This is a genomic window from Streptomyces sp. NPDC088097, assembly GCF_044741845.1.
Classification (GTDB): Bacteria; Actinomycetota; Actinomycetes; order Streptomycetales; family Streptomycetaceae; genus Streptomyces.
In genome coordinates this window covers 484685-500775 of the sequence record NZ_JBIUTJ010000001.1, presented here as the reverse complement: position 1 = coordinate 500775, position 16091 = coordinate 484685, and the positions used below count along the sequence as shown (strand labels likewise).

Annotated in this window: 14 protein-coding genes; 9 read left to right on the top strand and 5 right to left on the bottom strand. The window is 73.2% G+C overall.

Annotation, left to right across the window (positions count from 1 at the left end; translation table 11 throughout):
• Nucleotides 1-53 precede the first annotated feature (53 nt).
• Together xseA and ACIOD1_RS02195 are read right to left on the bottom strand one after the other, a co-directional pair.
• Complete coding sequence (gene xseA, locus ACIOD1_RS02200; RefSeq protein ID WP_401899652.1) at nucleotides 54-1295, bottom strand: exodeoxyribonuclease VII large subunit; 1242 nt, start codon at nucleotides 1293-1295, stop codon at nucleotides 54-56.
• Between the two features lie 33 nt (nucleotides 1296-1328).
• Nucleotides 1329-2744 carry an APC family permease gene (locus ACIOD1_RS02195; RefSeq protein ID WP_401899650.1) on the bottom strand — a complete coding sequence of 472 codons (1416 nt, stop codon included), beginning with the start codon at nucleotides 2742-2744 and terminating at the stop codon, nucleotides 1329-1331.
• An 86-nt stretch (nucleotides 2745-2830) separates the two neighbouring features.
• On the opposite strand from ACIOD1_RS02195, the gene ACIOD1_RS02190 reads away from it, so the two are divergent.
• Together ACIOD1_RS02190 and ppgK are read left to right on the top strand one after the other, a co-directional pair.
• Nucleotides 2831-3835: a 4-hydroxy-3-methylbut-2-enyl diphosphate reductase gene (locus ACIOD1_RS02190; RefSeq protein ID WP_365617810.1), complete on the top strand. Its 1005-nt coding sequence runs from the start codon at nucleotides 2831-2833 to the stop codon at nucleotides 3833-3835.
• 21 nt (nucleotides 3836-3856) lie between these two features.
• Nucleotides 3857-4612 carry a polyphosphate--glucose phosphotransferase gene (ppgK, locus tag ACIOD1_RS02185; RefSeq protein ID WP_401899649.1) on the top strand — a complete coding sequence of 252 codons (756 nt, stop codon included), beginning with the start codon at nucleotides 3857-3859 and terminating at the stop codon, nucleotides 4610-4612.
• Nucleotides 4613-4670: 58 nt separating this feature from the next.
• On the opposite strand, the gene ACIOD1_RS02180 is transcribed toward ppgK, so the two are convergent.
• The gene (locus ACIOD1_RS02180; RefSeq protein WP_365617807.1) at nucleotides 4671-5105 is read right to left on the bottom strand and encodes a DUF6542 domain-containing protein; all 435 of its coding nucleotides are present in this window, start codon (nucleotides 5103-5105) and stop codon (nucleotides 4671-4673) included.
• A gap of 174 nt (nucleotides 5106-5279) precedes the next feature.
• Here ACIOD1_RS02180 and ychF point away from each other — a divergent pair, with 174 nt between their 5' ends.
• From ychF to ACIOD1_RS02165, 3 genes are all read left to right on the top strand, one after another.
• Complete coding sequence (gene ychF / locus ACIOD1_RS02175; protein ID WP_365617806.1) at nucleotides 5280-6368, top strand: redox-regulated ATPase YchF; 1089 nt, start codon at nucleotides 5280-5282, stop codon at nucleotides 6366-6368.
• A 191-nt stretch (nucleotides 6369-6559) separates the two neighbouring features.
• On the top strand, nucleotides 6560-9202 hold the full coding sequence (locus ACIOD1_RS02170; RefSeq protein ID WP_401899647.1) for a BTAD domain-containing putative transcriptional regulator: 2643 nt from the start codon (nucleotides 6560-6562) through the stop codon (nucleotides 9200-9202).
• 92 nt (nucleotides 9203-9294) lie between these two features.
• A complete protein-coding gene (locus ACIOD1_RS02165; RefSeq protein WP_401899645.1) occupies nucleotides 9295-9978 on the top strand; it encodes a DUF4232 domain-containing protein in 684 nt (227 codons plus the stop codon).
• Nucleotides 9979-10152: 174 nt separating this feature from the next.
• On the opposite strand, the gene ACIOD1_RS02160 is transcribed toward ACIOD1_RS02165, so the two are convergent.
• Entirely contained in the window at nucleotides 10153-11139 is a 987-nt protein-coding gene (locus ACIOD1_RS02160; protein ID WP_365617800.1) for an SMP-30/gluconolactonase/LRE family protein, read from the bottom strand.
• 77 nt (nucleotides 11140-11216) lie between these two features.
• Here ACIOD1_RS02160 and ACIOD1_RS02155 point away from each other — a divergent pair, with 77 nt between their 5' ends.
• The 4 genes from ACIOD1_RS02155 to ACIOD1_RS02140 all read left to right on the top strand — a co-directional run bounded on the left by ACIOD1_RS02155 (nucleotide 11217) and on the right by ACIOD1_RS02140 (nucleotide 15107).
• Nucleotides 11217-11654 carry a MarR family transcriptional regulator gene (locus ACIOD1_RS02155; RefSeq protein WP_365617798.1) on the top strand — a complete coding sequence of 146 codons (438 nt, stop codon included), beginning with the start codon at nucleotides 11217-11219 and terminating at the stop codon, nucleotides 11652-11654.
• Nucleotides 11655-11789: 135 nt separating this feature from the next.
• A complete protein-coding gene (locus ACIOD1_RS02150) occupies nucleotides 11790-12965 on the top strand; it encodes an alpha/beta hydrolase-fold protein (protein WP_365617797.1) in 1176 nt (391 codons plus the stop codon).
• Between the two features lie 337 nt (nucleotides 12966-13302).
• On the top strand, nucleotides 13303-14322 hold the full coding sequence (locus ACIOD1_RS02145) for an alpha/beta hydrolase (protein WP_401900436.1): 1020 nt from the start codon (nucleotides 13303-13305) through the stop codon (nucleotides 14320-14322).
• Nucleotides 14319-15107 (top strand): trypsin-like serine peptidase, encoded by a 789-nt coding sequence (locus ACIOD1_RS02140; RefSeq protein ID WP_401899643.1) that lies wholly within the window; start codon nucleotides 14319-14321, stop codon nucleotides 15105-15107. Before ACIOD1_RS02145 ends, ACIOD1_RS02140 begins: the two co-directional genes overlap by 4 nt.
• A 48-nt stretch (nucleotides 15108-15155) precedes the next feature.
• Here the strand turns inward: ACIOD1_RS02140 and ACIOD1_RS02135 are convergent, their stop codons facing one another.
• Nucleotides 15156-16073 (bottom strand): EamA family transporter, encoded by a 918-nt coding sequence (locus ACIOD1_RS02135; RefSeq protein ID WP_401899641.1) that lies wholly within the window; start codon nucleotides 16071-16073, stop codon nucleotides 15156-15158.
• Between the last annotated feature and the right edge of the window lie 18 nt (nucleotides 16074-16091).

Below are 16091 nucleotides of genomic sequence, written 5' to 3'. Positions count from 1 at the left end.
CTCTCCATCGTATGTGTGCACTACAACCGCATGCGGCGCCCGGAGGCGTCCGCTCACGCGGACCCGCCGTCGGCCGGCGCCGCGACGCTCACCGCGACCGTCACCGCGAACTCGCCGGCCGCCACCCGCGCCCGCAGCGGCTCACCCGGCGCGACCTCCTCCGGCGCCCGCACCACGTGCCCGTCCGCCCGCTGGAGCACCGCGTACCCGCGCTCCATCGTGGCGGCCGGCGACAGGGCCACCACCCGGGCCAGGGTGTGCTCCAGCTCCGAGTCGGCGCGGTCCAGCAGGTGCCCGAGGGTGCGCCGGGTGCGGGCCAGGAGCGCCTCCAGCTCCGCCTCCCGGGTCTCCACCATCCGCTGGGGGTGGACGAAGACCGGGCGGGCGAGCGCGTGCGACAGGCCCCGCTCCTCGCGGTCCAGGAGCGAGCGCAGGGCGCGCAGCCCGCGGCCCTGGAGCTGGCTGACCCGCTCCAGCTCCTCGCCGACGTCCGGGACCACCTTCTTCGCGGCGTCCGTCGGGGTGGAGGCCCGCAGGTCCGCGACCAGGTCCAGCAGCGGGGAGTCCGGCTCGTGCCCGATCGCCGAGACCACGGGCGTACGGGCCGCCGCGACGGCCCGTACGACCTCCTCGTCGGAGAAGGGCAGCAGGTCCTCCACGCTGCCCCCGCCCCGGGCCACGATGATCACGTCCACGTCGGGGCGCGCGTCCAGCTCCTTGACGGCCTCGATCACCTGCGGCACCGCGTGGACCCCCTGGACGGCCACGTTGCGGACCTCGAAGCGGACCGCCGGCCAGCGCCGCCGGGCGTTCTCCAGGACGTCGCGCTCGGCCGCCGAGGCCCGCCCGACGACCAGCCCGATCAGCTGCGGCAGGAACGGGAGCGGCTTCTTGCGGTCGAGCGCGAAGAGGCCCTCGGCGGCCAACGACCGCTTGAGCCGCTCCAGCCGGGCGAGCAGCTCGCCGATGCCGACCGGGCGGATCTCGGTGACCCGCAGGGAGAGCTGCCCGCGCGGGGCGTACCACTCGGGCTTGGCGAGGACGACGACCCGCGCGCCCTCCGTGACCACGTCCGCGACCTCCTCGAACACCTGGCGGAAGCAGGTCACGCTGACCGAGATGTCGTGGGAGGGATCGCGCAGGGTCAGGAACACCACCCCCGCCCCGGGCCGCCGGGACAGCTGGGTGATCTGCCCCTCCACCCACACCTGGCCGAGCCGGTCGATCCAGCCGCCGATCAGCCGGGAGACCTGTCCGACCGGGAGCGGCGCGTCCGCCGACGTGTTGAGAGCCATGCAGGCAGGCTAACCGCCCCGGCTGACAGCGTCTCAGGGACGGGGCCCCGCGTCGGGCCCCTCGGCGGCCCCGGCCGTCCCCGCCGCCCCCGCGCCGGGCGTGCGACGGCCGCGCTGGGCCACCAGTACCGCCAGGCCGATCGCCAGCCAGACGGCCCCGACCACCTGGGCCGTCCAGGACGCCTCCACGATCACCGCGACCGTCACCAGGGCGCCCAGTACCGGGACGACCAGGTGCGGCAGCCAGCGCGGCGGCCCCTCCTCCCGCCGCACCACGAACCAGCCCACCACCGAGGCGTGCAGGAGGGTGAAGGCCACCAGCGCCCCCACGTCCACCACGGAGACCAGGTGGTCGAGGCCGTCGTCGCGCCGGGCCGCCCACACCGCCGCCACCAGCGTCACCGTCGCCGCCACCAGCAGCGCCGCCCGCGGGGTCCCGTCCGAGGTCCGCGCCAGCACGCGCGGCAGTCGCCGCTCACGGGCCATCGCGAACAGCAGCCGCCCCGCCGCGGCCTGCCCGGCGAGGGCCGCGAAGGCCGCCCCGATGGCCTTGCTCACCGCCACCAGGTCGTGCAGCCAGCCCCCGACCGAGGCCTCCACCGCGTTGTAGAAGGCGGGCCCCTGCGCCGCCGGGTCGGCGGCCAGCTCCGCCGAGGACACCGGCGTGAGCAGGGCCGCCAGGTAGGTCTGTGCGACGAACAGGGCCCCGGTCAGCGCCAGGCAGAACAGCACGGCCCGGGCCACCTTCGCCGAGCCTCCGGTGACCTCCTCGGCGAAGGAGGCGATGGCGTCGAAGCCCAGGTACGACAGGACCGCGACCGACACCGCGCCCAGCACGGCCGCCGTGCTGAAGCCGAGGGAGCCGTCACCGGACAGCGGGGACAGCCAGCCGCGCCGGGGCCCGTCCTGGACGAGCACGGTCACCGCCGCCACCACGAACACCAGCAGCACCACGATCTCCAGGGCCAGCACCGCGAAACCCACGCGCGCGGCCGCCCGTACGCCCCAGAGGTTCAGGGCGGTGGTGATCACCACGGCCAGCGCCGTCCACACCCACCGGGAGACCTCCGGGACCAGCGCGTTCATCGCGATCCCGGAGAAGAGGTACGCGACGGCCGGGATGAGGAGGTAGTCCAGCATCGCCATCCAGCCGGCGATCAGCCCCGGCCCCTCCCCGAGGCCCTTGCGGGCGTAGGTGAAGACCGAGCCGGCCTGCGGGGCCACCCGCACCATCTGCGCGTAGGAGAAGGCGGTGAAGGCCATGGCCACGGTCGCCACGAGGTAGACGAGGGCCACGGCCCCGTGCGACTTGGCGTCGAGGGTGCCGAAGATCCCGACCGGGGCCATGGGGGCGATGAAGAGCAGGCCGTAGACGACCAGATCCCGGAACCCGAGACTCCGCCGGAGCGCCGTGGAGGCGGGCGCGGCGGAATCGGTGGCGGATGTCATCGTTCCTCCGGGGTAGGGCCGGGACGGACGTTCGACCAAGTCTGTGTCGAACGGGCGACGTCCGGCCTGCTGGAGACCCCCGTACGATGGACGGCATGACTGCTCCCGCCCCCGCTGCCGCTTCCCGCCGCGTCCTGCTCGCCGCCCCGCGCGGTTACTGCGCGGGCGTGGACCGAGCCGTGATCGCCGTCGAGAAAGCCCTTGAGCAGTACGGTGCGCCGGTCTACGTGCGCCACGAGATCGTGCACAACAAGTACGTCGTCCAGACGCTGGAGAAGAAGGGTGCCATCTTCGTCGAGCGGACGGAGGAGGTGCCCGAGGGCTCCATCGTGATGTTCTCCGCGCACGGCGTGGCGCCCGTGGTCCACGAGGAGGCGGCGCGCGGCAGGCTCGCGACGATCGACGCCACCTGCCCGCTGGTCACCAAGGTCCACAAGGAAGCCGTCCGGTACGCCAACGAGGACTTCGACATCCTCCTCATCGGCCACGAGGGCCACGAGGAGGTCATCGGCACCTCCGGCGAGGCCCCCGACCACATCACGATCGTGGACGGCCCCGACGACGTCGCGGGCGTCGAGGTGCGCGACGAGTCGAAGGTCGTGTGGCTCTCCCAGACCACGCTGTCGGTCGACGAGACCATGGAGACGGTCGACGCGCTGAAGACCCGGTTCCCGCTGCTGGTCTCCCCGCCGAGCGACGACATCTGCTACGCCACCTCGAACCGCCAGGCCGCCGTCAAGGTCATGGGCGCCGACTCCGACCTGGTCATCGTCGTCGGCTCGAAGAACTCCTCGAACTCCATCCGCCTCGTCGAGGTCGCCCTGGACGCCGGCGCGCGCGCCGCGTACCTGGTGGACTTCGCGAGCGAGATCGACGAGGCCTGGCTGGAGGGCGTCACCACGGTCGGCCTGACCTCGGGCGCCTCGGTGCCGGAGGTCCTCGTCGAGGAGGTCCTGGAGTGGCTGACGCTGCGCGGCTACGCGGACGTGGAGATCGTCAAGACGGCCGAGGAGTCGATCGTCTTCTCCCTGCCGAAGGAACTGCGCCGCGACCTGCGTGCGGAAGCAGCCGAACTGGTAGCCGACAAGTAGTTCCTTTCGTACGGTATGTCCATGCAGATCATGGGTGTGGACATCGGCGGATCCGGGATCAAGGGCGCTCCCGTGGACCTGGAGCGCGGCGAACTCGCGCAGGAGCGCCACAAAGTACTGACACCGCATCCGGCCACCCCCGAGGGGGTGGCCGCGTGCGTGGCGGAGGTGGTCGGAGCCTTCGACTGGAAGGGCCCGGTCGGGGTCACCTTCCCCGGCGTGGTCACGGACGGGGTCACCCGCTCGGCGGCCAACGTCGACAAGTCCTGGGTGGGCACGGACGCGGCGACGCTGCTCTCGCGGGAACTCGGCGGGCTGCCGGTGACGGTCCTCAACGACGCGGACGCGGCGGGCGTCGCCGAGATGACGTACGGGGCGGGGCGCGGGATCGACGGCACCGTGATCCTGCTGACCCTGGGCACCGGCATCGGCAGCGCCCTCTTCCGCGACGGCCTCCTCGTCCCGAACACGGAGCTGGGCCACCTGGAGCTCAAGGGGCACGATGCCGAGACCCGGGCCTCGGTCAGGGCCAAGGAGGACGGGGACCTGAGCTGGGAGCACTGGGCGCACCGGCTCGACAAGTACCTGGCCCACGTGGAGATGCTGTTCTCGCCGGACCTGTTCATCCTCGGCGGCGGCGTCAGCCGCAAGCCCGAGAAGTTCGTCCCGCTGCTGGAGGGGATCCGGGCGAAGATCGTCCCGGCCGAGCTCCAGAACAACGCGGGCATCGTCGGCGCGGCGATGGCGGCCCGCAAGCACGGGACGGCGCCCGCGTAGGGCCGCGCGGGTTCCCCGCCCGGGGGACCCGCGTACTGCTTCGTACCTCTTCGTACCGCTAGGCGGGGCTGCTCCGCCGGGCCGCGGCGGCCCGGCGGCGTCCGCTCAGCGCCGCGCGGCGCCCCAGCGCGATCAGGGCGGCGGCGAGGGTGCCCGCGTACAGCCACCCGGCGTGCAGGGACAGCGCCGAGACCACGCCCATGAGGTGCCCGCCGAAGCCGCCGGAGCCGCCGGAGACGAGCCAGACCCCGGCGGCGAAGGCGATGGGGGCCGAGACGGGCGCGGTGACCAGGTCGGCCGGCCGGACCCAGACTCCGACGGCGGCGGCCACGGGCAGGAACAGCAGCCCGTAGACGAAGAGCGAGGAGTCGAACAGCAGCCGGCAGACCCCGGCGACCAGGAGCATCGCGGCGCACGCGAACAGCCCGGCGCCGAGTCCGGTCAAGCGGGGCCGGGGCAGCCGGCGGGCGGCGGCGGGCCGGGGCCGACGCACCTGAGGGTGAGGTACCGAACGCGTTTTGTAGTGCTCCACCGCACCAAAGTAGGCGGCCGACCCCCACGGAAGCCCCCCGGACACGCGTACAACACGTGTCCGCTCATCGGAAAGTAAACTGTCCGACGGCCCACTCCGGGTCGCCGCCCCCTCCAGCTACGGGAAGTCGCCAACGTGTCGCTCACGATCGGAATCGTCGGCCTGCCGAATGTCGGCAAGTCGACCCTTTTCAACGCCCTGACCAAGAACGACGTGCTGGCGGCCAACTACCCGTTCGCCACGATCGAGCCGAACGTCGGCGTCGTCGGCGTCCCGGACACGCGTCTGGCCGTCCTCGCGGGCATCTTCGGCTCGCAGAAGGTCCTCCCGGCCACGGTGGACTTCGTCGACATCGCGGGCATCGTGCGCGGCGCGTCGGAAGGCGAGGGCCTCGGCAACAAGTTCCTCGCGAACATCCGCGAGTCCGACGCGATCTGCCAGGTCATCCGCGCCTTCAAGGACGAGAACGTCGTCCACGTCGACGGCAAGGTCTCGCCGAAGGACGACATCGAGACGATCAACACCGAGCTGATCCTCGCCGACCTCCAGTCGATCGAGAAGGCCGAGCCGCGCCTCACGAAGGAGTCCCGCCTCCAGAAGGAGAAGGTCGCGGTCCTGGCCGCGGTCGTCGAGGCCAAGGCGATCCTCGAAACCGGCGACACCCTCTTCTCGAAGGGCATCACCAAGGGCACGGAGAAGGGCGACCTCCTCCACGAGCTGCACCTCCTGACCACGAAGCCGTTCCTGTACGTCTTCAACGTGGACGAGGACGAGCTGACGGACGAGGCCTTCAAGGACGAGCAGCGCGCGCTGGTCGCCCCGGCCGAGGCGATCTTCCTGAACGCCAAGCTGGAGGCGGAGCTCATCGAGCTGGAGGACGACGAGGCCCTCGAACTCCTCCAGTCGGTCGGCCAGGAGGAGCCGGGCATGGCCACCCTCGGCCGCGTCGGCTTCGCCACCCTGGGCCTGCAGACCTACCTGACGGCCGGCCCGAAGGAAACCCGCGCCTGGACCATCAGGAAGGGCGCGACCGCCCCGGAGGCGGCGGGCGTCATCCACACCGACTTCCAGCGCGGCTTCATCAAGGCCGAGGTCATCTCCTTCGCCGACCTGGTCGAATGCGGCTCGGTCGCCGAAGCCCGCTCGAAGGGCAAGGCCCGCATGGAGGGCAAGGAGTACGTCATGCAGGACGGCGACGTGGTGGAGTTCCGCTTCAACGTCTGACGTTTCGCGCGCAGGGCGGAAGGGGCCGGGCTACCCGGTGAATCGGCCCCTTCGTGGTTCTTCGCGCGGTCGCGTGGGGAGCGCTCGGACAGCTCCCGTCCGTCGGGCCGGGGGTGGCGGGGGTTGTTCGGTGGGGTGGTTCGGGGTGCGTATCCTCGGGGTTTGGTGGTGGGGAACGCGGGGGGTGGCGGGTGGAGTTTCGGCTGCTCGGGTCCGTGGCGCTGGTGACCGGGCGCGGGGACGTGGTGCCGGGGCCCGCCAAGCGGTGCAGTCTGCTCGCCATGCTGCTGCTGAGGCCCAATACGGCCGTGCAGGTCGGCCGGTTGATCGAGGCGCTCTGGGAAGAGGAGCCGCCCGCCCACGCCCGGACCGTCCTGCAGGGGCACGTCTCGCGGTTGCGCGCGCTGCTCGCCGAGCACGGGGCGCGGGAGTACGGGGTCGAGATCGCCACGCAGGGGGCGGCGTACGTGCTGCGCGTGCCGGAGTCGCTGGTGGACGCGCACCGCTTCGAGGAACTCGTCGGGCTCGCCGGGATGCAGGGCGGACCGGCCGACACCGTGAGGATGCTGCGCGAGGCGCTCTCCTTCTGGCAGGGGCCCGCCCTCACCGGAACCGTGCAGAGCCTGCACCTCCAAGGGGCGGCCGGCGGTCTGGAGGAGCTGCGGATCGCCTCGGTGGAGGCGCTGGCCGAGGCGTACGGGCAGCTCGGTGAGCACGGCCGGGCCGCCGCCGTGCTCCGTACCGAGGCCGTCGCGCACCCGCTGCGGGAGTCCCTCGCGGCCGCGCTGATGCTCGCGCTGGGCCGCTCGGGCCGGCAGTCGGACGCCCTCGGCTGGTACCACCGCACGCGCCGGCTGCTCGCCGAGGAACTCGGTGTGGACCCGGGCGAGGTGCTCGCCGGGGCCTACGCCACCCTCCTGCGCTCCGCCGAACCGGCGCCCGTCCCCGACCGGCCGTCCGACCGGCCCGCCGTCCCCGAGCTGCTGCCGCGCCCGCCCCGCGGGTTCACCGGCCGGGCGGCCGAACTGGCCGTGCTCGACGGGGTGGTGGGCGCCGACGAGGCGCCCGTCTGCCTGGTCACCGGCCCCGCCGGCGTCGGCAAGACCGCCTTCGCCGTCCACTGGGCGCACCAAAGGCGCGCGGACTTCCCCGACGGGCGGCTCTTCCACGACCTGCGCGGCTTCAGCGACGCGCCGCCGTCCGAACCGGGCGTGATCCTGCGGGAGTTCCTCCTGGCCCTCGGGGTGGCGCCGCAGCGGATGCCGGAGACGGCCGACGCGATGGGCGCGCTGTTCCGCTCGCTCACCGCGCGGCGCCGGCTGCTCGTCGTACTCGACAACGCACGCTCCTCCGAGCAGGTCCGGCCGCTGCTGCCCGGCGGTGACCACTGCGCGACCGTGGTCACCAGCCGCGACCGGCTCGGCGGCCTGATCGCCTCCGACGCCGCCCGCCCGGTGCCCCTGCGGCACCTGCCGCCGGACGCCTCGGCGGCGCTGCTGACCAGCGTGCTCGGTACGGAGCGGGTCACGGCCGAACCGGAGGCCGCCGCGCGGCTGGCCACGCTCTGCGACGGGCTGCCGCTCGCCCTGCGGGTGACGGCGGCCCGCCTCGCCGAGCGACCGCAGTGGACGCTCGACGAGATGGCCGCCGAGCTGGCCGACGAACAAGGACGGTTGGCCGCCCTCAACGTGGAGGACACCGGGGTCGCCGCCGCGCTGCGCCTGACCGTGCAGCAGCTCCCCGACTCCGCCGCCCGGATGTTCCGCTCCCTGGGTCCGCACCCGGGCTCCGACGTGGACCGCTTCGCCGCGAGCGCGCTCGCCGGGACCTCGCCCGCCCAGGCCTCGGCGGACCTGGACCGGCTCGCGGCGGCCCACCTGCTCACCGAGTCCGTCCCCGGCCGCTGGGCCGCGCACGACCTCGTACGGCTCTACGCCCGTCAGGTGGCCCCGCAAGCGGACCCCGCGGGCGTGCGCCGGCTCCTCGACCACTACCTCGCCACCGGGCTCGCGGCGGACGCCGCCGCGGAACCGGGCTCCCAGCCCTGCTTCACCGTACCCGCCGACTTCCGACGGCCGCCGGCCGTACGGGAGTTCGAGGACCGCTGCGCCGCCATGGCCTGGTACGAGGCGGAACGGGCGGCCCTGAAGGGCGCGGCCCTGACCGCCGCGGAGCTGGGCCTGCACGACCGGGCCTGGCGGCTCGCCCTCGTCCCGTGGCCGCTGATGCTGTGGCGGATCCGGGACGGCTGGACCCCGCTCCTCGAAGCGGGACTGGCCTCGGCGCGGGCCGAGGGCGACCTCGCCGCGCAGTCGCGCACGCGAGCGCTGCTCGGCTGGGTGCTGCACGAGGAGGGCCGGGACGTGGAGGCCCTCGTCCACCTGGAGGAGGCGCCCGGGCTGGCCGCGCGGGCCGGGGACCCGATCAGCGAGGCGATCGCGTACGTCAACCTCGGCGTGGTCCTGGACGGCGTCGGGGAGCGGTCCCGCGCGGGCGACCTGATGGCCCGGGCCGTCTCGCTCGCGGACCGGATCGGCCACCCCTCGACCCAGGTGCTCACCCTTCACCACCTGGCGCGCCACTGCCTGGACGAGGGGGCGTACGAAGCGGCGCTCGGGCACGTCACCGGCGCGGAGCGGCTCGTCTCGCCCGACGCGAAGGTCGGCCGGGCCCAGTTGCAGATGACCCGGGGCGAGGCCCTGGCCGGACTCGGCCGCCCGGCGGAGGCCGCCGACCTGCTGGGACGGGCCGCCGCGGCGGCGGAGGCGGTCGGGTTCACCGAGGGCGCGGAGCGGGCGGCGCGGCTGCTGTCGCGGCTGCCGGCGGATCGTTAGCGACGCGCAAGCGGGACGGCAGCGCGACCCCGGAAGCTGTATCCAGCACCGAACGCGGGGCCGACCGATCGTCACGGGGGAGACCCACCACCATGCGCACCCACCGGAAGAACACCGTCCTGGTCCTGGCCGCCGCGGCCGTCCTCTCGCTGGGAACGACCGCCTGCGGCGGGACCGGTGGCGCCTCCAAGGCCGCGCCGCACACGAAGGCCCCGCCGGCGGGCGGGCAGTCGACGGACGGCGCGGGCGGCGCAGGCGGCGCGGTGGGCAAGGACGGCGCGACGGCCGACGGTACGGGCAAGGCCGGCGGCCCCGCGAAGGTGACGGGCACGGTGTCCAAGGACGCTCCCGCGTGCGCCGCCAAGGACGTCAGGATCACGGTGGCCAAGGCGGACGAGGTCCCCACCGAGCACGTGGTCCTGACCGCCGTCAACGCCTCGGGCCGCGCCTGCCGGCTCTTCGAGTACCCGCTGATCGCCTTCGGCGACGTCCAGACCGCCAAGGACGTCCCGGCGGTCGCCAAGAGCAAGCCGGCCGCCCCGATCGTGCTGAAGGCCGGCGAGCCGGCGTACGCGAACGTACGGGTCGCGGGGGGCGGGGCCCACGAGGGCAACAAGGTCGTCGCCCGGTTCAACGTGAACCTGTTCGCGGCGAACGGTCCCGCGGAGGGCAGCGTCGTCGTCACCGCGCCCGCCGGCGGCATCGCCGTGGACGCGGCGGCCGCCAAGACCGGCTACTGGACGTACGAGCTGCGCAACGGCGCCGACGACTTCTGAAGGGGACGCGCGGACGTCTGCCGCCACCCCCACCAGATGCGCGGCCCACGATGCTCTCGGCCACTGCCCCCGGCGGTCGAGTGAGGAACGGCCCGACCCGCCACCAGGCGGGTCGGGCCGCCCTTGTCCCCGGACCCGCGCGGGTCCGCAGGGAATGCCCGCCTGGAAGCCCGCCTAGAAGCCGCGGACCGAGGCGATCGTGAACGCCGTCGGGGACCCCGTCGACGGGGTCATGGGGCCGCCCTTGTCGAACTGGGAGCGGACCACCAGGGTGGCGCCCCGGCCCCGGGCCAGTGTGGTCGGGATCTGGAGCGAGGGGTCCGTCACGGTGCGGGTCAGCCGGGCCCGGGTGCCGTCCGCGGCGAGCTGCCAGCGGGTCAGGGTGTTCGGGATGTTGTGGGCCACCCGGAGCGTGCCGTCGGGGGAGAGGTCGAGGCCGTCGGCGAACTTGAGGTCGCCGCCGGTCAGGGCGACCCGGCTGAGGGCGCCCGTGCGCAGGTCGACGCGGTGGAGGTCGCCCGCCGTCATGTCGACGGCGAGGAGGTAGCGGCCCGCCGGGTCCGAGACGATGCCGTTGAGCGCGAAGCTGCCCGGGGGCGAGGGGGTGAGCTGCCCGCTGAGGTCGTAGGCCGCCGTCAGCGGGCCCGAGCCGGCGCGGACCTGGGCGGGGGTGACCCGGTAGATCACCGAGCGGACGCTGTCCGTGAGGTAGGCGGTGCCGTCCGGGGTGAGGGTGAGGTCGTTGAGGAAGCGCGGGTCGGTGCCCGGGACCTCGAAGTGGGCCAGGCGCGCGCCGGTGCGGGTGTCGTACACGGCGACCCCGGCCGTGGAGTCGGTGACCCACAGGCGCCCCCGCGCGGAGTCGACGCGCAGGCCGTTCGCCGTGTGCCGGCCGTCCGTTCCGGCGGGGAGGAAGACCTCGGCGACCCGGGTTCCGGGGCGGGCGCGGTAGACGGTGCCGTCCGCGTACGAGCCGACGTACGCCGTGCCCGTGCGCGGGTCCGTGGCTATGCCCTCCGGGTAGACCTTGGTGCCGGGGAGCGTGAAGGCCGTGGTGACCCGGGGCGGGGAGGGGGCGGGCGACGCGGAGGCGGTGGTGGTGGCGAGGGCGGCCGTCAGGGCGAGGGCGGCGACCGGCAGGAGCTTCGGGAACGACGGCACGAGTGAGCCCTTTCGAAGAGGTGTTCCCGAAGACTAGTTAGAGGTCTAATGATTGGCAAGGGTCGTAGGATGCCCGCATGACCTCCATGCCCCCCGAGGAGCGCATCGGCTCGCACGTCAAGCGAGCCGAGCAGGCGCTCCTCGCGGCGAAGAACACCGCCTGCAAGCCGGCGGCAGTAACGGTTCCTCAGTACGCCGCCCTGCTCTGGCTCGCCGAGAAGCCCGGCCTCTCCGCCGCCGGCCTGTCCCGGCTGTGCGGGGTGACGCCGCCGACCATGAACACCGTCCTGAAGAACCTTCAGGAGCGCGGGCTCATCGAGCGGACCCCCCACGAACTGCACCGCAACGTGTTGGAGACCCGACTCACCGACGAGGGGCGCGCCGTGATGGAACGGGCGGACGAGGGGGCCGTGCGCGTCGAGCGGGCGCTCGCCGCCGCCTTCTCCGCCGAGGAACGGGAGCGGCTCCTGGAGCTGCTGGGGCGGTGCGCCGAGGTGCTCGACACCCTGCGGTGACCCGACCGACCCCTGGTGTTCGGGGCGAGTTTTTGCCTGCGCTTGGAACTTTCCGGATGATTCGCACATCCAGATAAAGGGATGTACGCCGCTCTGTCCCGCCCGGGGCAGGCACGACCGTTCGGAGCGAAGTCCGTGCACGAAGACCCGCAGCAGTCCTACGGCCGGGAGCCCGAGCGGGATGGGGAGCGCGGCGGGCGCCGGAAGGCACGGCGCGCGCGGTGGATCGGCGCGGGCGTCGTCTGCGCGCTGCTGCTCGGCGGCACCGGCTTCGCGGCGTGGAAGAACGAATGGTTCTCCGGCAACGGCGAGGCCGTCAGCTTCGGCGGGACCGACACCCCGGCGGCCGGCTCGGGAGGCGCGTCGGGCTCCGGTTCGGGCGCCGGCTCCGGCTCCGGTCAGAAGGGGGGCTCGGCCGCGCCCTCCACCCCGGCCGCGCCCACCGGCGACCCGGACGTGCTCCTGCCGTCGGGCCCGAAGTCCGAGTTCAAGCAGACCGCCAAGCTCGACGACGGCACCGTCATAGCCAAGACCCGCCTGGTGGGCGCCAAGTCCGGCTTCGAGGGCGACGTCTGGGTCTGGACCCCGAAGGAGTACGGCGACCCGAAGTACGACAAGAGCGCCTTCCCGGTCCTCATAGCCCTCCCCGGCGGCAACGGCTTCCCGACCAACTACTGGGCCGACCGCAGCCTCGGCCTCCAGAAGGCGATCGCCGAGGGCGTCCAGGCGGGCACCAGCCTCCCCTTCATCCTGGTCATGCCGGTCCTCAACCCTGACAACAAGTACTACTACGACGGGGCCGACATACCGGGCCAGCCCAAGATGGGCAGCTGGATCGCCGAGGACGTCCCGGACTTCGCCCGCGCCAACTTCCGCACGTACAAGTCCCGCGACGGCTGGGCCTTCATGGGCTCCTCCTCCGGCGCCTTCGTCGGCATGAAGACCCTCCTGCAGTACCCGGACCGCTTCAAGGCCGTGATCGCCAGCGGTGGCGAGATCACCCCCGACTCCCCGCTCTGGAAGGGCCACCAGGCGGAGATGGACGCGAACAACCCTGAGAAGCTCGCGCAGAAGCTGATCGACGCCAAGGGCCCCGAGGTCTACATCAACTTCCAGATCGGCACCAAGGAGTCCGGCCGGGCGCGGATGACGACCTTCGTCCAGCAGTACGGCAAGGGCCCGGTCAAGACAACCATCCGCGACATCCAGAACGGCGAGCACAACGGCTGGCACTACGTGCGCGGCATGAAGGAAGGCTCGCTGGAGTGGGTCAGCAAGGTGCTGAAGGGTCCCAAGCCCGAGGCCGGCTGACCCGCCCACCCGGCTCGCCCGCCGGTCCGCCGGCTCCCGTGACCTTCCGCCACGTGGCCCTCGCCACGTCGCCCCGGTCCCAGGCAACCCCTACGGTCGTTCACACCTCTGTACAGGTGTGTAAGGGGGACCAATCGGTCCGACCCGCGCCCAACCAGGGCGCCGGAGAAGGAACGGGAACAAATCCGTGCAGCAAGACCAGCAAGGCGACGGCGGCTCGACGACCCAGGACGCCGGGGCGCCGCACGACGGCCCCACGACCGAGGACCGCACCGCGCCCCACGACGGCCCCACGACCGAGTCGGGGCCCGACAGCGCCGGCCGGCGGCCCGGGCGCCTGCGCAAGACCCTGATCGGTGGCGGGATCGCCGCCGTCCTCGCCGCCGGGGGCGGCGGGGCGTACGCCTTCGGGCTCTTCTCCGACCTGGGGGAGCCCGTCTCCTTCGGGAAGACCCAGGAGTCGGCCGCCGCGGCCGAGGACATCCGGCCCGGCGTGCTGATGCCCACCGGCCCGAAGGCCCCGTTCGCCCGCACCAGCAGGCTCCCGGACGGCACCCAGATCGGCATGACGACGCTGACCGGCCCGAAGTCGGGGTTCAAGGGCGACGTGTGGGTGTGGGTGCCCAAGGAGTACGACGACCCGCGCTACGCCAAGAGCGCCTTCCCGGTGCTGATCTCCCTGCCCGGAGGCCGCGGCTACCCCAAGAACTACTGGGGCACCGGCCCCGCCCTCGGCCTCCAGCAGGCCGTGATCGACGGGGTGAAGGCGGGCACCAGCCTGCCCTTCATCCTCGTCATGCCGGTGATCAACGCCGACACCAAGCACCACTTCGACGGCTCCGACATCCCCGGCCAGCCCAAGATGGGCACCTGGATGGCCGATGACGTGCCGGATTTCGCGAAGGCCAATTTCCGCACCTTCACCTCCCGCGACGGCTGGGCCTTCATGGGGTCCTCCTCGGGCGGCTTCGGCGCCTTCAAGAACGTCATGAAGTACCCCGAGCGCTTCAAGGCGGTCATCGCCAGCGGGGTCGACTTCGTCCCGGACTCCCCGCTGTGGAACGGGAACCGCCAGGCCATGGACGCGAACAACCCCGAGAAGCTCGCCGAGAAACTGATCAAGGCGGGCGGCCCGGACGTCTACGTGAACTTCCAGATCGGCACCAAGGAGAGCGGTCGCGAGGCGGCCGAGCGGTTCATGCGCACGTACGGGAGGGGCCCCGTGCACACCCGGCTCCAGGTGATCCAGGATGGTGAGCACAACGGGAAGTCGTACGTGCGTGGCATGAGGGAGGGCTCCCTGGAGTGGATCAGCAAGGTGATGCGAGGACCGACCCCCGACCCCGGCGTGGGATGAGCCCGGTGGTGAAGGGGGTCTCCGCGGCCGCCGCCGCCGGGATCGCGGCCGTGTGCGCGGTCGTGTTCCTCAAGGCGTCCGGCGAGAACGCGGTGCACCCCTTCCCCACCGTCGGCGTGCTCATGGCGGGCGGCGAGCACTGGTGCACGGCGAGCGTGGTCGACAGCCCCCGGGGCAACGTCGTCGCCACCGCCGCGCACTGCGTCGCCCCGGCCGGCGAGGACGGACAGCCCGGTGAGGTCGCCCACGACGGCCTCGCCATCGGCGAGCTGTCCTTCGCGCCCGCCTTCTCCGGCGAGGGCGCGGGGACCCAGCCCCTGGGGGTGTGGAAGGTCCGCTCGATCCACGTGGACGAGCGCTGGACGAAGTGGGGCGACGACACCGCCGACTTCGCCTTCCTGACCATCGAGCCCGACGCGCAGGGCCGCAGCGTCCAGGACCGGGTGGGCGCGGGCGAGGCCCCCAAGGCCGACTGGACCTCGGGCTACGAGCGGGAGGTCACCGTCGTCGGCTACCCCGAGTCCGACCACAACCCGCACAACCGGCCCGTCTCCTGCACCACTCGGACCGCCCACGACGCGGACGACCCCGACATGCTCTACATGAGCTGCTCGGGCTTCTGGACGGGCACCAGCGGCAGCCCCTGGATCGCCGACCGGGGCGGTAGCGGGCAGCCGGGCCGGCTGATCGGGGTGCTCAGCGGCGGTGACACGGACGTGGACTCCACGGCCGCGCTCTACGACGAGAAGGCCAAGGCGCTCTACGAGCGGGCGGCCAAGGGCTGAACCGGCGGCGCGCCCGCCGCTCCGGCCGCCCCCGGCCCGAGCGCCCCGCTACTTCTTGCGCTCCGTGCTGACGATCGCGCCCACCGAGGCCACCACGATCGCGCCGCCGACCAGGATCGGCCAGGTCAGGGCCTCGTCCAGGATCAGCGCGCCCAGCGCGACGGCCACGACGGGATTGACGTACGCGTACGTGGCCACCAGCGACAGCGGCGCCCCCGACCGGAGCAGCCACGCGTACGCGGTGAAGCCGACCACCGAACCGATCAGCACGAGGTATCCCAGGGCCACCCAGGAGGCGGTGGAGAAGGAACCGAGGTCGAGGCCGTGGTGCTCGCCGCGCAGCACCCCGACCAGGACGCCGGCGCTCCCGCCCGCGAGCATCTGGTAGGCGCTGCCCGTGAAGGGGTTGGTCGGCAGCGGCAGCTTCGATCCCGAGAAGGTGCCCAGCGACCACAGCACCGACGCCACCACGACCAGCAGCACCCCCGACAGCCGGACCTCCCCGCTGAGCCCCGGGCTGGTCAGGACCGCCAGCCCCGCGAGCCCTACCAGCACCCCGAGCAGCGTCCGCAGCGGGGGCCGGTCCCCGGTGAGCGCCCGCAGGACGACCACCCACATCGGGACGGCGGCCACCAGCAGCGCGGCCAGCCCGGACGGCACGGAGGTCTCGGCCAGCACCACCAGGCCGTTGCCGCCCAGGATCAGCAGCAGGCCGACCACCACCGCCGAACCGACCTGCGCCCGGGTGGCCTTCAGCGCGGCCGGCCCGAACCGCCAGGCGACGATCCCGGCCAGCACCAGCCCGGCGGTGATGAAGCGGAACCCGGCGGAGAGGAAGGGCGGCATCGTCTGCACGACGATCCGGATGCCGAGGTAGGTCGAGCCCCAGACGACGTACACGAGACCGAGGGCGGTCCACACCGAGGCGGGCGCCGGGCGGCTCTTTACGGGGGTCAGGGTGCTCATGGCCGGATCCTACGGTCG

What these genes read in the sequence shown, in the direction of transcription:
- xseA (WP_401899652.1), bottom strand. Translation starts at nt 1,295, where the DNA reads ATGGCTCTCAACACGTCGGCGGACGCGCCGCTCCCGGTCGGACAGGTC.
- ACIOD1_RS02195 (WP_401899650.1), bottom strand. Translation starts at nt 2,744, where the DNA reads ATGACATCCGCCACCGATTCCGCCGCGCCCGCCTCCACGGCGCTCCGG.
- ACIOD1_RS02190 (WP_365617810.1), top strand. Translation starts at nt 2,831, where the DNA reads ATGGACGGCATGACTGCTCCCGCCCCCGCTGCCGCTTCCCGCCGCGTC.
- ppgK (WP_401899649.1), top strand. Translation starts at nt 3,857, where the DNA reads ATGCAGATCATGGGTGTGGACATCGGCGGATCCGGGATCAAGGGCGCT.
- ACIOD1_RS02165 (WP_401899645.1), top strand. Translation starts at nt 9,295, where the DNA reads ATGCGCACCCACCGGAAGAACACCGTCCTGGTCCTGGCCGCCGCGGCC.
- ACIOD1_RS02155 (WP_365617798.1), top strand. Translation starts at nt 11,217, where the DNA reads ATGACCTCCATGCCCCCCGAGGAGCGCATCGGCTCGCACGTCAAGCGA.
- ACIOD1_RS02140 (WP_401899643.1), top strand. Translation starts at nt 14,319, where the DNA reads ATGAGCCCGGTGGTGAAGGGGGTCTCCGCGGCCGCCGCCGCCGGGATC.
- ACIOD1_RS02135 (WP_401899641.1), bottom strand. Translation starts at nt 16,073, where the DNA reads ATGAGCACCCTGACCCCCGTAAAGAGCCGCCCGGCGCCCGCCTCGGTG.